The organism is Streptomyces sp. NPDC088910, from assembly GCF_044749865.1.
GTDB lineage: Bacteria > Actinomycetota > Actinomycetes > Streptomycetales > Streptomycetaceae > Actinacidiphila.
In genome coordinates this window covers 67,645-86,496 of sequence record NZ_JBIVIV010000001.1, presented here as the reverse complement: position 1 = coordinate 86,496, position 18,852 = coordinate 67,645, and the positions used below count along the sequence as shown (strand labels likewise).

17 protein-coding genes are annotated in these 18,852 nt (G+C 71.8%); 12 read left to right on the top strand and 5 right to left on the bottom strand.

Annotated elements, in window-relative coordinates:
* Position 1 precedes the first annotated feature (1 nt).
* The 4 genes from ACIP4Z_RS00370 (at position 2) to ACIP4Z_RS00355 (ending at position 3,685) form a co-directional block, all read left to right on the top strand.
* Positions 2 to 1,285, top strand: a complete 1,284-nt coding sequence (locus ACIP4Z_RS00370) for an ArsA-related P-loop ATPase (protein WP_401303810.1) — start codon at positions 2 to 4, stop codon at positions 1,283 to 1,285.
* A gap of 148 nt (positions 1,286 to 1,433) precedes the next feature.
* On the top strand, positions 1,434 to 1,838 hold the full coding sequence (locus ACIP4Z_RS00365) for a DUF5304 family protein (protein WP_355334216.1): 405 nt from the start codon (positions 1,434 to 1,436) through the stop codon (positions 1,836 to 1,838).
* A 55-nt stretch (positions 1,839 to 1,893) separates the two neighbouring features.
* Positions 1,894 to 2,835, top strand: a complete 942-nt coding sequence (locus ACIP4Z_RS00360) for an ROK family glucokinase (protein ID WP_355334214.1) — start codon at positions 1,894 to 1,896, stop codon at positions 2,833 to 2,835.
* Between the two features lie 4 nt (positions 2,836 to 2,839).
* Complete coding sequence (locus ACIP4Z_RS00355) at positions 2,840 to 3,685, top strand: endonuclease/exonuclease/phosphatase family protein (protein ID WP_401303806.1); 846 nt, start codon at positions 2,840 to 2,842, stop codon at positions 3,683 to 3,685.
* 34 nt (positions 3,686 to 3,719) lie between these two features.
* Here the strand turns inward: ACIP4Z_RS00355 and ACIP4Z_RS00350 are convergent, their stop codons facing one another.
* Both ACIP4Z_RS00350 and ACIP4Z_RS00345 read right to left on the bottom strand, forming a co-directional pair.
* Positions 3,720 to 4,400: a hypothetical protein gene (locus tag ACIP4Z_RS00350; RefSeq protein WP_391043914.1), complete on the bottom strand. Its 681-nt coding sequence runs from the start codon at positions 4,398 to 4,400 to the stop codon at positions 3,720 to 3,722.
* Entirely contained in the window at positions 4,393 to 5,217 is an 825-nt protein-coding gene (locus ACIP4Z_RS00345; protein ID WP_355334207.1) for an alpha/beta fold hydrolase, read from the bottom strand. The genes ACIP4Z_RS00350 and ACIP4Z_RS00345 overlap by 8 nt, the downstream gene beginning before the upstream one ends.
* A gap of 265 nt (positions 5,218 to 5,482) precedes the next feature.
* Here ACIP4Z_RS00345 and ACIP4Z_RS00340 point away from each other — a divergent pair, with 265 nt between their 5' ends.
* The 5 genes from ACIP4Z_RS00340 (at position 5,483) to ACIP4Z_RS00320 (ending at position 10,270) form a co-directional block, all read left to right on the top strand.
* Entirely contained in the window at positions 5,483 to 6,331 is an 849-nt protein-coding gene (locus ACIP4Z_RS00340) for a lysophospholipid acyltransferase family protein (RefSeq protein ID WP_401303802.1), read from the top strand.
* A 25-nt stretch (positions 6,332 to 6,356) separates the two neighbouring features.
* A complete protein-coding gene (gene macS, locus ACIP4Z_RS00335) occupies positions 6,357 to 7,679 on the top strand; it encodes a MacS family sensor histidine kinase (protein WP_401303799.1) in 1,323 nt (440 codons plus the stop codon).
* Positions 7,676 to 8,359 (top strand): response regulator transcription factor, encoded by a 684-nt coding sequence (locus tag ACIP4Z_RS00330; RefSeq protein WP_188285457.1) that lies wholly within the window; start codon positions 7,676 to 7,678, stop codon positions 8,357 to 8,359. Before macS ends, ACIP4Z_RS00330 begins: the two co-directional genes overlap by 4 nt.
* A 71-nt stretch (positions 8,360 to 8,430) precedes the next feature.
* Positions 8,431 to 9,459 carry a 6-phosphofructokinase gene (locus ACIP4Z_RS00325; RefSeq protein WP_355334200.1) on the top strand — a complete coding sequence of 343 codons (1,029 nt, stop codon included), beginning with the start codon at positions 8,431 to 8,433 and terminating at the stop codon, positions 9,457 to 9,459.
* Between the two features lie 154 nt (positions 9,460 to 9,613).
* Complete coding sequence (locus ACIP4Z_RS00320) at positions 9,614 to 10,270, top strand: uridine kinase (RefSeq protein ID WP_391159794.1); 657 nt, start codon at positions 9,614 to 9,616, stop codon at positions 10,268 to 10,270.
* An 84-nt stretch (positions 10,271 to 10,354) separates the two neighbouring features.
* On the opposite strand, the gene ACIP4Z_RS00315 is transcribed toward ACIP4Z_RS00320, so the two are convergent.
* Both ACIP4Z_RS00315 and ACIP4Z_RS00310 read right to left on the bottom strand, forming a co-directional pair.
* On the bottom strand, positions 10,355 to 12,307 hold the full coding sequence (locus tag ACIP4Z_RS00315; protein ID WP_391043925.1) for a chorismate-binding protein: 1,953 nt from the start codon (positions 12,305 to 12,307) through the stop codon (positions 10,355 to 10,357).
* A gap of 262 nt (positions 12,308 to 12,569) precedes the next feature.
* Positions 12,570 to 15,335 carry an N-acetylmuramoyl-L-alanine amidase gene (locus ACIP4Z_RS00310; RefSeq protein WP_401304993.1) on the bottom strand — a complete coding sequence of 922 codons (2,766 nt, stop codon included), beginning with the start codon at positions 15,333 to 15,335 and terminating at the stop codon, positions 12,570 to 12,572.
* Positions 15,336 to 15,710: 375 nt separating this feature from the next.
* Here ACIP4Z_RS00310 and ACIP4Z_RS00305 point away from each other — a divergent pair, with 375 nt between their 5' ends.
* Together ACIP4Z_RS00305 and ACIP4Z_RS00300 are read left to right on the top strand one after the other, a co-directional pair.
* Complete coding sequence (locus ACIP4Z_RS00305) at positions 15,711 to 17,060, top strand: class II 3-deoxy-7-phosphoheptulonate synthase (protein WP_355334194.1); 1,350 nt, start codon at positions 15,711 to 15,713, stop codon at positions 17,058 to 17,060.
* A 151-nt stretch (positions 17,061 to 17,211) separates the two neighbouring features.
* A complete protein-coding gene (locus tag ACIP4Z_RS00300) occupies positions 17,212 to 17,541 on the top strand; it encodes a (2Fe-2S)-binding protein (RefSeq protein WP_391159792.1) in 330 nt (109 codons plus the stop codon).
* A gap of 57 nt (positions 17,542 to 17,598) precedes the next feature.
* Here ACIP4Z_RS00300 and bfr read toward each other — a convergent pair whose 3' ends face one another.
* The gene (gene bfr / locus ACIP4Z_RS00295; protein WP_188284346.1) at positions 17,599 to 18,078 is read right to left on the bottom strand and encodes a bacterioferritin; all 480 of its coding nucleotides are present in this window, start codon (positions 18,076 to 18,078) and stop codon (positions 17,599 to 17,601) included.
* Between the two features lie 159 nt (positions 18,079 to 18,237).
* On the opposite strand from bfr, the gene ACIP4Z_RS00290 reads away from it, so the two are divergent.
* Entirely contained in the window at positions 18,238 to 18,852 is a 615-nt protein-coding gene (locus ACIP4Z_RS00290) for a sulfite oxidase-like oxidoreductase (RefSeq protein ID WP_355334188.1), read from the top strand.

Genomic DNA, 18,852 nt, shown 5'->3' with positions numbered 1-18,852 from the left:
GGTGACCCGCGCCCCGCGACCGCCCCGCACCCTGCTCGTCACCGGCCACGGAGGCGCGGGCCGCACCACGGTCGCGGCGGCGACCGCCGTGGCCGCCGCCCGCGCCGGCGTCCGTACGGTGCTGCTCACCGGCGACCGCGCCGACGTGGCCGCCCTGCTGCCGCTGTCCGCCGCGCCCGAGGCCGCCGGACCGCTGTCCGGATCACCCGCGCTCGGCCGCCCCAGCGCGGTGGACGGCGTGCCGGAACTGCGGGTCGCGGCCGTCGACACCGCCGCCTCCTACCGGGCCGCCACCCTCGACCTCCAGCAGCGGATCGGCACCCTGCTCGACATGCTCGGCGCGGCCCCCCTCGACCCCGAGGAGCTGACCGAGGTCCCCGGCGCCGACGCGCTCGCCCTGCTGCGGGCGCTGCGCGACGTGCACACCGTCGGCCACGACGACCGGCCGCCGTGGGACCTGGTCGTCGTCGACCTGCCGCCCGTGCGCGACGCCGTCGCGCTGCTCGCCCTGCCGGAACAACTGCGGCGCTACCTGCGGCGGTTGCTGCCCGCCGACCGGCAGGCCGCCCGCGCGCTGCGCCCGGTGCTCGCCCAGCTCGCCGGGGTCCCGATGCCCGCCGAGTGGGCGTACGAGGCCGCCGCCCGCGCCGACCGCGAGCTGTCCGCCGTGCAGTCGGTGATCGAGGACACCGGGACGACCGTGGCGGTCGTCGTGGAGCCGGGACCGCACGCCGAGCGCGTGCTGCGCGACGCCCGTACCGGACTCGCCCTGTTCGGCCACCGCCTCGAAGCCGTGGTCGCCAACCGGCTGCTGCCCGCCGACTCCGCCGACCCCTTCCTCGCCGGGCTCGGCGCCCGCCAGCAGGACCGGCTCAAGGCGATGGCCGAGACCTGTGCGGCCGACGCGGTGGCGCTGCGCGAACTGCCGCACCTGGGCGCGGAACCGCGAGGACCCGCGGAACTGGCGGCGCTGGCCGTCGACACCTTCGAGCACCGCTCTCCGCAAGCCGGTGTCTCGGGTTCGCGGGCCGCGGACCCCTGGACCGTCGACGACCGCCTCGCGGCCGAGGGCCACTTCGTGTGGTCGCTGCCGCTGCCCGGCGCGAGCCGCGAAGGGCTCGACCTGGTCCGCCGCGGCGACGAACTCGTCCTGGACGCGGGCGGCTTCCGGCGGATCGTGCCGCTGCCGTCCGCCCTGCGCCGCTGTACGGTCTCCGGCGCCGCGCTGCGGGACGGCGTGCTGCGCGTACGGTTCACGCCCGACCCGGCGCTCTGGCCGAACTGAGCGGGCGCCCCCGGCCCTCCCCGGGCTCCCCGGCGCCGGCTGCCCGTTCCCGGCTGCCTGCCGCCGGTACCCGCTGTCCCGTCGGCCGGTCGGGTACCGTCGAGGGAGCCGACGCAACCAGCCCGGAGCGCCCCTTTTGGAGCCGATCATGAGCGAATCCACGGAACGTCCCGACGCCGACGCCTGGGCGAAGGCCAGCGCCGAGGACATCGCGGCCGAGCACGCCAGACGGCGCGAGCAGGCGGGGCAGGGAGTCGGCAGCGCGGGCGAGGAGCTGCGCCGCCTCGCGGAGGCGTTCGGCGAGGCCGTCACGGACAAACTGGGGGCGCTGCGGAACCCCGCGGTACAGATGGCCGCCCAGGGCGTCATGTCCCAGGTGCGTTCAGTTGTCGAACCCATCAAGGACCGTAATCCGGATGTGTTCGACCATCTGACGGCCGCGGGAGCCGAACTGCTCGCCGCATACCGCTCTGCGGTGGCCCAACACGAGACGCGGTGGACGGGCGAGGACCGCGCTCCGAGTTCACCGACTGAACACATCGACCTCGACTGACCTCCCCTCCGGTACGGTTCTCCTAAGCGGGGATCGACCGAAAACTGAGGGACACATGGGACTCACCATCGGCGTCGACATCGGCGGCACCAAAATCGCGGCCGGCGTGGTCGACGAGGAAGGCTCGATTCTCGAGACCGTCAAGGTGCCGACGCCGCCGACTCCCGAGGGCGTCATCGACGCGATCGTGGAGGCGGTACGCCAGGTCAGCACCGGTCACCAGATCGAAGCCGTCGGCATCGGCGCCGCCGGCTATGTCGACGACAAGCGCGCCACCGTCCTCTTCGCCCCCAATATCAACTGGCGGCACGAGGCACTGAAGGACAAGGTCGAGCAGCGTGTCGGGCTCCCCGTGGTCGTGGAGAACGACGCCAACGCGGCGGCCTGGGGCGAGTACCGGTTCGGTGCCGGGCAGGGCCATTCCGATGTGATCTGCATCACGCTCGGAACGGGTCTCGGCGGCGGCATCATCATCGGCAACAAGCTGCGGCGCGGCCGGTTCGGCGTCGCGGCCGAGTTCGGTCACATCCGGGTCGTGCCCGACGGGCTGCTGTGCGGTTGCGGCAGTCAGGGCTGCTGGGAGCAGTACGCGTCCGGGCGCGCGCTGGTCAGGTACGCGAAGCAGCGGGCCAACGCGACCCCGGAGAACGCGGAAGTGCTGCTCGCCCTCGGCGACGGCACGGTGGACGGCATCGAGGGCAGGCACATCAGTGCCGCCGCCCGCCAGGGCGACCCGGTCGCCGTCGACTCCTTCCGCGAGCTGGCCCGTTGGGCGGGCGCGGGGCTGGCCGACCTGGCCTCGCTCTTCGACCCGTCGGCGTTCATCGTCGGAGGCGGTGTGTCGGACGAGGGCGAACTGGTCCTCGACCCGATCCGCAAGTCCTTCCGGCGCTGGCTGATCGGCGGGGAGTGGCGTCCGCACGCGCAGGTGCTGGCCGCCCAACTCGGCGGCAAGGCGGGGCTGGTGGGCGCGGCCGACCTGGCACGACAGGGCTGACACGATGACAGTGGAGGATCTGCCGAGTTCCGCCACCGAGCCGGGGGGCTCGGCGGTCGTCCGCGTGCTCAGCTACAACATCCGTTCCATGCGGGACGACACGGCGGCGCTGGCCCGGGTGATCCGAGCCTGCGCCCCCGATCTCGTCCTCGTCCAAGAGGCTCCGCGGTTCTTCCGATGGCGTAAGGCCGCGGCCCGCCTCGCCCGTGCGTCCGGCCTGGTGTACGTGACCGGCGGGGCGACCGCCGCGGGCCCGATGATCCTTTCCTCGCTCCGCGCGCATGTGGAGCGGGTGGAGGATCCGCTCATGCCGCACCGGCCCCCGCTGCACCAGCGGGGGTTCGCGACCGCCGTGCTCAGGATCGGCGGCGCGCGCCTGGCCGCCGTCTCCACCCACCTGAGCCTGTCGCCCGCCGAGCGGTACGAGCAGGCCGGATACGTACTGGACCGGGTGGCCGCGATGGGCGAGCCGTATGTGGTGCTGGGCGGCGACTTCAACGAGCCGCCGGACCGCCCCGGCTTCTCCCGGATCGCCGACGTCCTCCAGGACGGCTACGCCACCGCGCCGTGGGGCGCCGAGATCACCAACCACCGGGCGCCGTTCCAGCGGATCGACGCCGTCTTCAGCACACCGGGCATCGAGGTGCTGGGCTGCGGGGTCCCGTTGGGCCTGCCCGGAGTCAACGAGGCCGATCTGTACGCGGCCACCGACCACATGCCGGTGCTCGCCGCGCTCCGCGTACCCGCCACCGCGATGGAGGCGGAAGCGGAGGGCGACGCGGAAACGGAGGCCGGGGCGGACGCGCGGGCCGGTACCGAGGCAGAAGCCGAGGCGGAAGCGGCGGGATAGCCCCGCCGCCGCTCCTCGTCAGGGACGCGGGGCCTCAGACGACGGCCCCGCCGCCCGGCAGGTCGTCGTCGTCCTCTCCCGTACGCATCCGCGCGACCAGCGTCGTGAAGCCGCCGAGGAAGCCGCCGACGCCCAAGAGGATGGCCCACCAGGTGAGTTCGACCTGGAAGAGGACGAAGCCCAGCATGAGCAGCGGTCCGCCCAGGACCGCGATCCAGGCGAATTTCGTGGTGACGTCCGCGTCGGGCAGCGGCGGCGGCTCGGGCGGCACGTAATGCGCGTCCTCGTCGTCGTCGGCCAGTTCGTAGTCGCGCGGACCCTGGATGACCGGGTGCACGACGATGCTGCGGCTGGAGCCGGGCAGCGCGGGACGTCCGGCGTCCGCCTTCGTGCCGGTCCCGGCCTCGCCCTCGTCGTCCTTCTCGCCGTCCTTCTCCGCGTCCGCCGAGCCGTCCCCCGGGCTGTTCCCCGAGGCGCGCCCGGAGCCGGCCCCCGAGCCGTCCGCCGACCGGTCGCCCGGCCGCTGACCCGTGCCCGACGTGGTGGGTCCCGAGGCCGTCTCCGTGACGTTCTCCGAGTCCGGCCACGCCACCGACCCCGGCTCGGGCTCGTCGTCGTATCCGGCGATCAGCGCGGCCCACGCCGCGTCCTCGTCGAGCGGCGGACGGGCCGGCTCCTCCTGCGGTGCGGTGCCCTCGTCCTCGCGGTCAGCCACCGGCCGTACCCCCCTTTACCGCTTCGTCGGCCGCGCCGCCCTCGGCGAGGTCCCCTGCGGGCTCCCCACCCGGCCGGGACAGCCGCTGGATGAAGTCGTACGACTCCGTGAAGATCTGCTCGGCGTCGTGGTCGAGCGTGGCGACGTGGAAGCTGCGCTCCAGCACCCGCTCGGTGACATCGGTCGAGGAGACCTTGCTGAGCACCACCGCCGAATTCGACGGGTGCACCACATGGTCGACCCTGCTGTGCAGGAGCAGCAGCGGCTGGGTGACCTGCGGCAGCCCGGCGTGCACGACGGGCCAGAACTTGCTGAGCGAGTGCACGGCGTGCAGCGGCGTCCGGTCGTAGCCGAGTTCGGCGCCGCCCTCACGCGCGATGTCGCTGGCGATACCGGGCACCGACGGCACCAGGTGCCGCAGCACGGGCACCGCCTTGAGCTGGAGGCTGTCGGCCTTCACCGACGGGTTCACCAGCACGAGCCCGCTGATCGCGGCGCCGTGCCGCTCGGCCAGCCGCAGCGCCAGTGTGCCGCCCATCGACAGACCGCAGACGAAGACCTGCGAGCAGCGGTCGGACAGCGACCGCAGCTCGCGGTCGACCTCGGCGTACCAGTCCTGCCAGCCGGTGACCTGCATGTCCTGCCAGCGGGTGCCGTGGCCGGGCAGCAGGGGAACGGAGACGGTCAGCCCGCGGGCGGCCAGATATTCGCCCCAGGGACGCATGGACTGCGGTGTACCGGTGAATCCGTGACAGATCAGGACGCCGATCTCGCCGCCGTCATGGCGGTACGGCTCGGCTCCGGGCATGAGCGGCACCGTGGGTCTCCTGTTCGAGGGCGCGATCGCGGGTACACGAAGGTGAGAGGTTCAGCGTACGCGGACCGGATACCAAGCGGTAAGCCCCGTCGGTGGCCGCGGCGAGCGTGGCCCGGGCGGCCGTGGCGTGACCATGGCACCTTCATGGCGGCGGCACGACGGTGCCGTGATGTCGTCACGGCGTGGCCGCGGTGCCGGGGTGCGTGGGGAGAGACCGGGCCCGACTGGCGTTAAGGTCTTCCCGTCGGCTACAGGAGGTCCTCGGTTGTTCTACGGTGCGATGAAGATCGCCATCGGCTCGCCGCTCAAGGCTGCCTTCCGCCCCTGGGTGGAGGGCCTGGAGAACATCCCCAGGGAAGGGCCGGCGATCCTGGCGAGCAACCACCTGTCCTTCTCGGACTCCTTCTTCCTGCCCGCGATGCTGGACCGCAAGGTCACCTTCATCGCGAAGGCCGAATACTTCACCTCCCCCGGAGTCAAGGGGAAGCTGACGGCCGCCTTCTTCAAGGGCGTCGGACAGCTCCCGGTGGACCGCTCGGGCGCGCGCGGCGCGGGCGAGGCCGCGGTCAAGAGCGGCATCGCGGTGCTGGAGCGCGGTGAGCTGTTCGGCATCTACCCCGAGGGCACCCGCTCGCCCGACGGCCGCCTCTACCGCGGCAAGCCCGGCGGGCTCGCCCGTGTCGCGCTGGCCAGCGGCGCCCCGGTGATCCCGGTCGCGATGATCGACACCGAGAAGGTGCAGCCGGTCGGCCAGGTGATGCCCAAGCTCTCCATCCGCCCCGGCATCCGGATCGGCAAGCCGCTGGACTTCAGCCGCTACCACGGCATGGAGGGCGACCGCTTCATCCTGCGCTCGGTCACCGACGAGGTGATGTACGAGATCATGAAGCTGTCCGGCCAGGAGTACGTGGACATCTACGCCACCGCCGCCAAGCGCCAGATCGCCGAGGCCGCCAAGCGCGCCGCCGAACTGGAGAAGGCGGGGGGCCGGGACTCCGGTACGGGCGGGGAATCCGGTACGGGCGGGGACTCCGGCACCGGGGACTCCGGCACCGGGGGAACCGGCGAGGGCGGCCCCGGCGACATAAAGCAGGAGCAACCCGCAGGCCAGTGACCGGCCGCGGGGGAGGGGACCCGGCATGAGGATGTCCGTCGAACAGCCGCTGTGGCGCGCGCTGGTCGCCTACCGTGTCCTGACCCTCGGCTACGCGCTGTCGCTGTACGTCTACGCGTACCACGACCTGCTGCACCCGCTCGGCGCCGGCGCGTACATGCTGGTGCTCGCGGTGTGGACGCTGTCCACGCTCGGCCGCGTGATGTCGGCCGAGCGCTGCACCAAGCGCTTCCTGACCATCGACCTCACGGTCGCGATCACCGGCATCCTGCTCACCGCCGTGGTCGACACCCAGGCCAGGATCGACTCGGGCTCCTTCACGCTGCCGTCGATATGGACCGCGGGCTCGGTGCTGGCCTTCGCCGTCAAGGGCGGCTGGCGGTGGGCCGCGGTCGCCTCCACGCTGGTCGCCGCCGCTGACCTGATCGAGCGCGGCACCCCCAGCCGCGACACCCTGCACAATGTCGTGCTGATCTGGGTGGCGAGCATCGCCATCGGCTATGTGGTCGAGGTCGCGCGGGCCAGTGAGCGCACCCTGGCCCGCGCCCTCCAGATCGAGGCCGCCACTCGGGAGCGCGAGCGGCTGGCCCGCGACATCCACGACGGCGTCCTCCAGGTGCTCGCCATGGTGCAGCGGCGCGGCAACCAGGCCGGGGGAGAGGCCGCGGAGCTGGGCCGGATGGCGGGCGAGCAGGAGGCCGCGCTGCGCACCCTGATCACCGGCGGCCCGCTGCCCGAGGCGCGCGGCGCCGGTGACGCGCTGACCTCCGGCCCGCACGACCTCACCACGCTCCTCACGCCGTACGCCTCGGCGAGCGTCACGCTGTCCGCGCCCGGCACGCCCGTCCTGCTCGCACCGGACGCGGCGGCCGAACTGACCGCCGCCGTGGGCGCGGCGCTGGACAATGTGCGCAAGCACGCGGGTGACGGCGCGCACGCCTGGATTCTGGTCGAGGACGAGCCGGACGCGGTGCTGGTCAGCGTGCGGGACGACGGCCCGGGCATCTCCGAGGGGCGGCTGGCCGCGGCGGAGGACGAGGGGCGGCTCGGTGTCGCCCAGTCGATCCGCGGCCGGCTGCGGGACCTCGGCGGCACCGCCGTGGTGGAGTCGGTGCCGGGCCAGGGCACGGAGGTCGAACTGCGGCTGCCCAGGGGGCCGTCGAAGAACACCGCGCCCGCTGCCGAGCCCGACCGCGCGCCCGTGTCCGAGCCCGGACCCCCGCCCGTGTCCGAGCCGGAGGACACCGACCCCGCACCCGTATCCGACCCCGCGCCCGTATCCGGCCCTGACCCCGTGTCCCGGCCCGTGCCCGTACTCAGCGAGACAGAGGGAAGCAGGACCGCATGACCGATCAGTCCGTGACGGTGATGGTCGTCGACGACCACCCCATGTGGCGCGACGCCGTGGCCCGCGATCTGTCCGACTCCGGCTTCACGGTGGTGGCCACCGCGGGCGACGGCCCCGAGGCGATCAGGCGGGCGCGCGCCGCCCGCCCGCAGGTGATCGTCCTCGACCTCAACCTGCCCGGCGCCTCCGGCGTGCAGGTGTGCAAGCAGGTCATGTCGGACGACCCCGCCGTCCGCGTCCTGGTGCTGTCCGCCAGCGGCGAGCACGAGGACGTCCTGGAGGCGGTGAAGTCCGGTGCCACCGGCTATCTGCTGAAGTCCGCGGGCCGCGACGAACTGGTCGACGCGGTGCGCAGGACCGCCGTCGGGGACCCGGTGTTCACACCGGGCCTGGCCGGACTCGTGCTCGGCGAGTACCGCAGGCTCGCGACCGTGCCGCCGCCCGCCACGACCGGCGAACCCGCCGCGCCCCGGCTCACCGAACGCGAGACCGAGGTGCTGCGGCTGGTCGCCAAGGGCCTGAGCTACAAGCAGATCGCGCAGCGCCTGGTCATCTCCCACCGGACCGTGCAGAACCACGTGCAGAACACCCTCGGCAAACTCCAGCTCCACAATCGCGTCGAGCTTGTCCGATACGCGATCGAGGCCGGTCTTGACGGCGACCTGGACGGCGACATGTGACCCAAGTCACGCTAGCTTGGCCGGTGTTTGTCACATCCGGCACAGCTGGCTTGCGACGAAGGGAAGAGTCCATGCGGGTCGGAGTTCTGACCGGCGGCGGTGACTGCCCAGGTCTCAACGCGGTCATTCGCGGCATCGTCCGTAAAGGCGTCCAGGAGTACGGGTACGAATTCACCGGCTACCGGGACGGTTGGCGCGGTCCCCTCGAAGGGGACATCGTGCCGCTCGACATCCCGGCCGTGCGCGGCATCCTGCCGCGCGGCGGCACCATACTCGGGTCCTCCCGCACCAACCCGCTCAAGGTCGAGGGCGGCGTGGAGCGCGTCCAGCGCAATCTCGTCGAACAGGGCGTGGACGCGCTCATCGTGATCGGCGGCGAGGACACCCTCGGCGTGGCAGCCACCCTCCACGACGAACACGGCGTCAAGGTCGTCGGCGTCCCCAAGACCATCGACAACGACCTCGACGCCACCGACTACACCTTCGGCTTCGACACCGCGGTCAACATCGCCACCGAGGCCATCGACCGGCTGCACACCACCGCCGAGTCCCACATGCGCGTCCTGGTCGTCGAGGTCATGGGACGGCACGCGGGCTGGATAGCCCTGCACTCCGGCCTCGCGGGCGGGGCCAACGTCATCCTCATCCCGGAACAGCGCTTCGATCTCGACCAGGTCTGCGCCTGGGTCGAGAGCCGCTTCAAGATCCGCTACGCGCCGATCGTGGTCGTCGCCGAGGGCGCCATGCCCAAGGACGGCGACATGGTCCTCAAGGACGGCACCCTGGACTCCTTCGGCCACGTCCGGCTCTCCGGGATCGGCGAATGGCTGGCCAAACAGATCGAGAAGCGCACCGGCAAGGAGGCCAGGACCACCGTCCTCGGCCACGTCCAGCGCGGCGGCACCCCCAGCGCCTTCGACCGCTGGCTCGCCACCCGCTTCGGCCTGCACGCCATCGAGGCGGTCCGCGACGGGGACTTCGGCACGATGGTCGCGCTGCGCGCCACCGACATCGTCCGGGTGCCGATCGCGGACGCCACCGCCCGTATCAAGACCGTCGATCCGCTGCTCTACGAGGAGGTCGGCGTCTTCTTCGGCTAGGGCTGCTCCCCGCCGGAAATTCTTTTGCCCGTCGCTTGCCCGACACCGCTTGTCACCAGCGATCTCCTCGCCCTATTCTCCCTCCACCCGGCATCGGACCTGTCCAGTCCCGCCGCTTCGTTTCCCCCCATTGAGCACATGAGGAGCGCCCGGTATGACGGGTGTGGCGAGTGGGCAGCACGTGCCCCTACTGGCGGTCGCAGGCGGCACCGCATCCGGCAAGTCCACGCTTGCCGAGGCGTTGGCGCGGCATGACCCGGAGACCGTCGGTCTCATCCATCTCGACGACTTCTACGTCCCCGCGCACGATCCTGTGCGCGGGGTACGTACGCGGAGCGCCTCGGGCGCCGACACGCTGGACTGGAACCATCCGGGTTCCATCGACGAGGGGGCCGTCACGGCGGCCGTCGACGCCGCGACCTCCGGCGGGCGGTACCGGCTGGTCGTCGTCGAGGGCCTGTTCGCCCTCACCCTCCCCGCCGTCGTCGCCCGCGCCACCTGGCGCGTCTACGTCGACACGCCGGACGACATCCGGCTGGCCCGGAAGATCCTCCGCAAGATCGACGTCCTCGGCCAGGACCCGCGGCTCTCCCTCCTCAACTACCTCCAGAGCGGACGCGAACGCCACGCGGCCTACGTCGCCCCGTCCCGGGCCCGTGCCGATCTCGTGCTCGACGGCACGGCGGACGGCGCGTCGATGCTGCGTGCGGTGACCGCGCTCATGACGCTGCCCCCGAGGAGCGCGGGGAGCTGCGCGATCAGCCACAGCGTGGCGGCGCTCGCCCCGCAGGCCGAGCCGCTCGCGGTCTGATCCCTCCCACCGGCCGGTGGGACGTGGCCGCGCGGTTCCTCGCGCCCCTGAGGAACGAGGAACCGCCGCCCGCCGGGCGGACCTTCAGGCGACCGTCACCGACGTCAGCAGCTCGGCCACCACGGCGGGGCCGTTCAGGGTCAGGACGGACTCGGGGTGGAACTGGACGCCGGCGAAGCCGGGGCCGCGCAGGGCGTGGACGTCGCCGGTGGCGGGGTCCAGGCTCAACTCGACCTGGTGCATGGCCAGTTCCTCCGCGACGGCGGAACCGGGGGCGCAGCGGGCGGTGAAGGTGTTGTAGAAGCCGACGGTCTCGGGGCGCCCGAAGAAGTCGATCCGCTCCTGGGCACCCTGCGCGGGACGCGCCTTGCGGACGATGTCGAGGCCGAGTTCGGCGGCGAGCAGTTCGTGGCCGAGGCAGACCCCGAGGATGCCGTGCCGGTGCCGGGCGACGAGATCGGCCGCCAGGCCGCGCAGCAGCCGCATCTTGGGGTCGGCGGTGTCCGACGGGTCGCCGGGCCCGGGGCCGAGGACGACCGGCCCCGGGTGGCCCAGGGCGGCCTCCCGCAGACCGGGCTCGTCGAAGCGCCGTACCGTCACGGCCAGCCCCGAGGAGCGCAGGACGTGCGCGAGCATCGCGGTGAAGGTGTCCTCGCCGTCCACCACCAGCGCGTGCCCGGCCGGCGGCGCCTCGTCCGTGCGCGCGGTCCGCATCCGCAGCCAGAACGGGGCGAGGTGCGCCCGCCGGGCGTCCAGCGCCGCCCGTACCCGGATGTCGTCGGCCAGCCTCGGCCGTACCCCGCTCGCCGGGGCCGCGGGCGCCGGGCGGACCCCGAGGGCGGTCAGCACCCCGGCGACCTTGGCGTGGGTCTCGGCGACCTCGCCGTACGGATCGGAGTGCCTGACGAGGGTCGCGCCGACCGGCACCTTCAGCTCGCCGGCCGGGGAGATGTCGGCGGTGCGGATGAGGATCGGCGAGTCCAGGGTCTGCGCGCCGCCCGCGTCGCGGCCGAGCAGGGCGAGCGCGCCCGCGTAGTAGCCGCGCCCCGCGCCGTCGGGCCCGACCGGCTCATAGCGCTCGATGACCCGGCACGCGTTCTGCACCGGTGAGCCGGTCACGGTCGCGGCGAACAGCGTCTCGCGCAGCACGTCCCGCACGTCCATGGTGGAGCGCCCGCGCAACTCGTACTCGGTGTGCGCGAGATGGGCCATCTCCTTCAGCCGCGGGCCGACGACGACCCCGCCGAGGTCGCCGACGGTGCACATCATCTTCAGCTCCTCGTCCACGACCATCGTCAGCTCCTCCACCTCCTTCGGGTCGTGCAGGAACGCCAGCAGCCCCTCGGCCGACGGCCCTTCGGCCGGATAGCGGTAGGTGCCGCTGATCGGGTTCATCACCACCGCGCTGCCCGACATCCGTACGTGCACCTCGGGGCTCGCCCCGACCAGGGTGCGCTCGGGCGTGTGCACCACATACGTCCAGTACGCGCCGCGCTCGCCGCGCAGCAGCCGGGCGAAGAGCGCGAGCGCCGCGTCCGGGCCGTGGTCGGCGACCGTGCCCCGGAAGGTGCGGCGGATCACGAAGTTGGCGCCCTCGCCGCGCCCGATCTCGTCCTCGATGACCCGCTCGACGATGCCCGCGTACGTGTCGTCGTCCACGTCGAAGTCGCCGCCCTCGACGCGTACCTCGCGGTCGGGCAGCGCGGCCAGCAGGTCGGCGAGCGCGAACGCGTACGACTCGTCGGGCCGCAGGACGGTCAGCGGGGTGCCGTCGTCGTGGACGTCGAAGCCGCGCTCGCGGATCTGCCGGAACGGGACGAGGGCGAGCGCGTCGGTGGCCGGGGAGCCGTCGGCGGGCGCACCCGTCGGCAGCGGGATGTCGGCCAGCCGCTCGACGGACCCGACCGGGCCGAGCAGCACCTCCACCACGGCGTCCGGGCGGCCGGGCGTACGGCGGTGCAGCAGCGCGAACGGCGGGCAGCCGGGGGCGGTCAGGCGCTCGACGAGGGCGTGCGGGGTGGGCTGGGTGACGTGCACGGCGGTTCCTTCCAAGGGAGTTCGGAAGGGGCGGCCGGCCCGGCGGGGAAACGCCGAAGGCCGCCCCTGGGGGCGGCCTTCGCGAAGTGTCGTGCGCGCGATCAGTGGGCCGCCGGAGGAGCGGTCCACCACCAGTTCTGGTTCAGCGACTGAATCGTCGTTGTCGGCGCGTTCATACCGCCGACCTTAGCGCACGGCCCGCGGGTGGGACAGCCGATTCCACCCGCGGGCCGTGCCCGTGGTCACGCGCGGCGGCGGTGGGTCAGAACAGCAGGTTGTACGCGTTCCAGCCGCCGCCGATCTGGGACTTGGCAGCGAAGGGTCCGCCCGTCGCGGTCCCGGTGCCCTTGTAGAACCACAAGGTGCCCGAGGCGTCCCGCGCCACGGCGTCCGGCTTCCCGTCGCCGTTGAGGTCGCTGACCCCGACGATGGTGTTGTACGCGTTCCAGCCGCCGCCGACCTTCACCCGCGCCGCGTACGGGGCGGTGGGGCTGCCGGTGCCCTTGTACAGCCACAGCACACCGGCGGTGTCGCGGGCCAGCAGGTCCGCCTTGCCGTCGCCGGTGATGTCACCCGTGCTGATCAGCATATTGAAGATGTTCCAGCCGGGACCGATCTTCACCTTGGCCGCGAACGGCGCCGCCGGGTTGCCCGTGCCCTTGTACAGCCACAGGTTGCCCGAGGAGTCGCGCGCGATCAGGTCCGGCTTGCCGTCCCCGGTGATGTCCCGGGCGCCGGTGATCATGTTGTAGACGCCCCAGCCCGCCCCGGTCTTCAGCCGCGCCTTGAACGGCCCGGACGGCTTGCCGCTGCCCTGGTAGTACCAGAGCACGCCCGAGGTGTCGCGGGCCACCAGGTCACCGGTGCCGTCCGCGCGCAGCGCGGTCATCGCGGTGACCGTGTTGAAGATCTGCCAGCCGGGACCGACCTTGAACTTCGTGTAGAAGGGCGTGGTCGCGCTGCCCGTGCCCTGGTACTGGTACAGGCCGCCGGAGGCGTCGCGGGCCAGCAGGTTGTAGCGCGTGGTGCCGGAGTCCGCCGCCGTGCTGGTCTTGAGCTGGACGTCGCTGGCCTTCACCCAGGCGATCCGGTGGTTGTACCGGATCGGGTAGAAGAGGTTCGTCTTGCCCTGCACCAGCGTGCGGTCACCGGCCGCGGTGCCCGCGAAGGTCCCCGCGAACCAGTAGTCGCCCGCCTTCTGCACACCCGCCGTCGGGTACGCCTGCCCGGACAGCACGCTGTACTTCGTCAGCGACGCGTTGTTCTGCGACTGCACCGGCACGTTGGTGCCGGTGTACGCCGCGTCCTCCGGGTACGCCCGGCCGTAGACCGGGATCGAGGTCGCGCCGGTCTTCGGGGTGATCACGCTGGTCGGCGTGACGACCGAGGTGTACTGGCCGCCGGGGTTGCGGAACCACAGCTTCTTGCCGCCGTACCAGATGGCCGTCCAGTCGTTCTGCGCCTCGGCGACGACGTAGGCGCCGCCCGCGAGGACCTTGTTCGACCAGTTGGAGCCCTCGGTCGGCAGCGGGCCCGTACCGACGTACGGGTCGGTCGGCTGCGCGGCTGTGGTGGACGGCGAGGTGTACAGGTACAGGAAGTTCGCGGGCTGCGCGGCCACCGCGGTGCCGCCGTTGGTCAGCTTCGGCTGGTTCGCCGTGCTGTACGGCGGGACGACCCGGACGAGCTGGCCGGCCTTGACCGGACCGCCCGCGCCGCCGGCGCCGTCGGGCGCGCCGAGCAGCGACATGTAGTGGTTCCAGTCGAAGAACGGTCCCGGGTCCCAGTGCTGCGTGCTGACGTTGGTGTCGAGCACGCCCGGCACCTCGTCGTGGCCGATGATGTGCTCACGGTCCAGCGGGATGTTGAACTTCGCGGCCAGGTACTTCACCAGCGTCGCCGAGGACTGGTACTCCTGCTCGGAGACCCACTGGCCGTTCTTGATCGCGTAGCCCTCGTGCTCGATGCCGACCGAGTGCATGTTCACGGTCTTGTTGGCAGCGTGCCACGCCTCGTTCTTGGTCTCCACGGCCTGGGCGACCTGGCCCTGGCCGCCGACCACGTAGTGGGCGCTGGCGTACCGGGACACGTCCTTGAACGTCGCCAGGGTGCCCGCGAAGGTGCCCTCGGCGTCGTGGATGACGATGTAGCGGATGTCCTCGCCGTTGGCGGGCCGGTTCGACTCGTTGTAGTTGCCGAAGTCGTCCGCCGCGGAACCGGCCTTGGCGTAGGCGGCCGGGTCGAAGGTGCAGTGCAGCTCGGCCGGGCACTCCGGGGTCGGGACGGCCGCCGTGCTCGCGAACGTCGCCGTCACCGGGACCTTGGCGGGCTTGACCACCCGCACCGTCGGGTCGGCGGGCAGCGTCAGCGACTGGCCGTCGGTGGTGACCCGGCTGACGCCGGTCTTCACCGAGCCCAGCACGCGCTCCGCGAAGAGCTGCGCGCCCTGCGGGTCGGTCGACTGGCTGTAGCGCGCGATGCCCGCGTACCACTGGCCGGGGTCGGCCGGCAGCGAGCCGGTGGCCTCCTTCTGGTACCGCGCGAGCAGCGCGGCGCCCGCGCGGACGCTCTGCCGCTCGTCGGTGCGTACGTCCTCTTGCGAGGTACGGGTCAGCTTGGCCGCCGCGTCCAGCGTGTGCAGCCGCGGGTCGTCGGTGTTCACCTTCGCCGGGTCGGACTTGAGCGCCCGCGCGGCGTTGAAGTGCTTGGTGACCACCGGGTCGCCGCTGAGGTTCACCTCCGCCAGCTTGTCGGCGGTGCTCGACTCCTCCAGGTCCTCGGGCTCGACCTGGGTCAGCCCCATGACGTTGTACGCGCCCGTGGTGCTCGGCTGTCCGTTGTGCGCTTCCCACAGCGTCTGCTGGTACGAAACGGCCATCAGCACGCTCTGCGGGACCTTGAACTCCTTCGCCGCGGACGCGAAGGCGTCCTGCAACGAGGTGGTGGAGCCATCCGCCTTCGCGTCCGTCCCGCCCCCGGATGACGGTGTCGCGATGGCGATGGTGCCGTAGGTGGCGACGGAGGCCAGCACGACGGCGGCGGCTCCGTAAGCGATCAGTGATTTCTTCCGGCGGTGTCTACGTGTCAACGCGCAGCCCTCGGCTATTCCGGCACGCGAGTCGCGCGCCCTCCCCTTGATGACCGCGGGGTTTGGCGGTCACCGGCCCTGGGGCCGGTCCGGCGGATCGCGAACGGCCCCTTCGGCTGCTGGACCGCTCGTGCAATCAGCCCGACGGGCCTAGGCGGCCAGACATTAGCAGTCACGGAAGGGGCAGGAGTGGACCGGGTCCGTGTCGCCCGCCGGACCTTTCGCCTCCGTTTTCGACCGATGGTGGCCACCGGGTCCGTCTCACTTCCTGAGCGGGGCCATAAGCACGTGACACGACCCCGTAATGTTGGGCCCGTGACCGTGAACGCAGATATCCACGCCGGTGACAACACCTGGCATTCTCTTCCCGCGGCGCAGCAGCCTGAGTGGCCCGACTCCGAGGCTCTGCGCGATGTGATCGCCGACCTCGCCTCGTATCCGCCGCTCGTCTTCGCGGGGGAGTGCGACCAGTTGCGCAGTCGCCTGGCGGCTGTGGCCAAGGGTGAGGCGTTCCTGCTCCAGGGCGGTGACTGCGCGGAGGCGTTCGACGCCGTCGGCGCGGACCAGATCCGCAACAAGCTCAAGACGCTGCTCCAGATGGGAGCGGTGCTCACCTACGCGGCGTCCGTGCCGGTGGTCAAGGTCGGCAGGATCGCCGGGCAGTACAGCAAGCCGCGCTCCAAGCCGACCGAGACCCGCGACGGCGTGACCCTGCCGACCTACCGCGGCGACTCGGTCAACGGCTTCGACTTCACCCCCGAGGCCCGCATCCCGGACCCCGAGCGGCTCAAGCGGATGTACCACGCGTCCGCGTCCACGCTGAACCTGGTGCGCGCCTTCACCACCGGCGGTTACGCCGACCTGCGCCAGGTGCACGCGTGGAACCAGGACTTCGTCAAGTCCTCGCCGTCCGGGCAGCGTTACGAGGCGCTGGCCCGCGAGATCGACAACGCGCTGAATTTCATGGCCGCCTGCGGCACCGACCCGGCCGAGTTCCGCACGGTCGAGTTCTACGCCTCCCACGAGGCGCTGCTGCTCGACTACGAGACCGCGCTGACCCGTACCGACTCGCGGACCGGCCGGCTGTACGACGTGTCGGGCCACATGGTGTGGATCGGCGAGCGGACCCGGCAGCTCGACGGGGCGCACATCGAGTTCGCGTCCCGGATCAGCAACCCGATCGGCATCAAGCTCGGTCCCGGCACCAGCCCGGAGGAGGCGCTCTCCTACATCGAGCGCCTCGACCCGGAGCGCGAGCCGGGGCGGCTGACCTTCATCGTGCGGATGGGCGCCGACAAGGTGCGCGACAAGCTGCCGACGCTGGTGGAGAAGGTCACCGCGTCCGGCGCGCAGGTCGCCTGGGTCTCCGACCCGATGCACGGCAACACCTTCGAGGCGGCCTCCGGCCACAAGACCCGGCGCTTCGACGACGTGCTCGACGAGGTCAAGGGCTTCTTCGAGGTGCACCACGCCCTCGGTACGCACCCGGGCGGCATCCACGTCGAGCTGACCGGTGACGACGTCACCGAGTGCGTCGGCGGCGGCGACGAGATCTTCGTCGACGACCTGCACCAGCGGTACGAGACGGCCTGCGACCCGCGGCTCAACCGCAGCCAGTCGCTGGACCTGGCCTTCCTCGTGGCCGAGATGTACCGCGGGCAGTAGCGCGCGGCGGCCCCACCGGCCGTTTCGTCCAGAGGGGCGCGGATCACACCGATCCGCGCCCCTCGGCGCTTTTCCTGACCAGGGGCGCCGGGTAAGGTAAGGGTAACCTCAGCTCCTGAGGCACTCCTGGGCCCTGATCGGCGGTGACCGCGTGTACGTCTGCTCCTGCTTCGGCATCACCGAGCAGCAGGTCAAGCAGCACGCCGACGACGGCCGCTGCACCCCGCGCCAGATCGCCTCCGCCTGCAAGGCGGGCACCGACTGCGGCTCCTGCGTCAAGCGCATCCAGGGCCTCCTCGGCCGCGGCGCCGCCCCGGCCACCACCCGCACCCAGCGCCTCGCGGCGATGCTCGCGGACGCCCGCGGCGCGGAGCAGCCGGCCGCGGCACGGGTGGAGCCGGACGTCCCGGCGGCGGCCCGCGCCGAGCGGATCGCCGTGCCCGGCGCCAACGAGCCGCCCGCCGCCGCGCAGGCGGCCTGACCGGGGCCGCGAAGCGCGGCTACGGGACCGCGGGGCGCCGGCCGGCGGGACCGTCCGTCAGGATTCCGGCTGCTCGATGAGCTGCGCGATGTACAGCGGCTCGCCCAGCTTCTCGACCAGTTCGAGCTGGGTGTCGAGGTAGTCGATGTGGTGCTCCTCGTCCTCCAGGATCGACTCGAAGATGTTCGCCGAGGTGATGTCGCCCTTGGCGCGCATGACCTCGATGCCGCGCCGCAGGCGGTCGATCGCCTCGACCTCGACCTGGCGGTCGGCCTGGAACATCTCGGTGACCGTCTGGCCCACCCGGACATGGAAGAGCCGCTGGTAGTTCGGCAGCCCGTCGAGGAAGAGAATCCTGTCGGTCAGGATCTCCGCGTGCTTCATCTCGTCGAACGACTCCGACCGGGTGTACTTCGCGAGCTTCGTCCAGCCGAAGTTCTCCTGCATCTTCGCGTGCAGGAAGTACTGGTTGATCGCGGTCAGCTCAGCGGTCAACTGTTCGTTGAGGAACTCGATGACCTCGGGGTCGCCCTGCATGGCAACGCCGTCCTTCCGATCGGGCTGTCAGGTTCCGCGCATCTTCGCACTGCTCAGGCATCTGATCCAGTAAGTGCAGGCTTACGTTCCGGGGCCCGGCTTGCCCGGAAAGACCCCGCCCGGTCGGAAGCATCACGCCCCGTCTGTCACCATGGAGACATGGGTCAGTCCGAACGCCAGACGGGGGAGCTTCCTCCGGGGCAGCGGATCCAGCGGGGCTGGCCGGTCACGCACTACGGCCCCGTACCCCGTTTCACGGCGGACCGCTGGGAGTTCCGGGTCTTCGGCGCGACCGCCGACAACGACAAGACCTGCTGGAACCACGAGGAGTTCTCCGCGCTGCCGTATGCCACGGTCGTCGCCGACTTCCACTGCGTCACGAAGTTCTCGATGCTCGGCATCGAATGGGGCGGGGTTTCCACCGATACCGTGCTGAAACTGGCGCCGCCCGCCGACGACGTCACGCATGTGATGGTGTGGGCCGAATACGGATTCAGCTCGAATCTGCGGATCGAGGACTTCATCGACGACAAGTCGATATTCGCGACCCATAAGGGCGGCGAACCCCTCACCGCGGAACACGGCTTTCCGGTCCGCCTCGTCGTCCCCGGCCTCTACGCCTGGAAGGGCCCCAAATGGGTCCGCGGGGTGGAGTACATGACGGCGGACCGCCGCGGCTTCTGGGAGGAGCGCGGCTATCACAACCTCGGTGACCCCTGGAACGAGCAGCGCTACTCGTACCAGGAGGAGCCGGGCGACGGGCCCGAGCTGTAG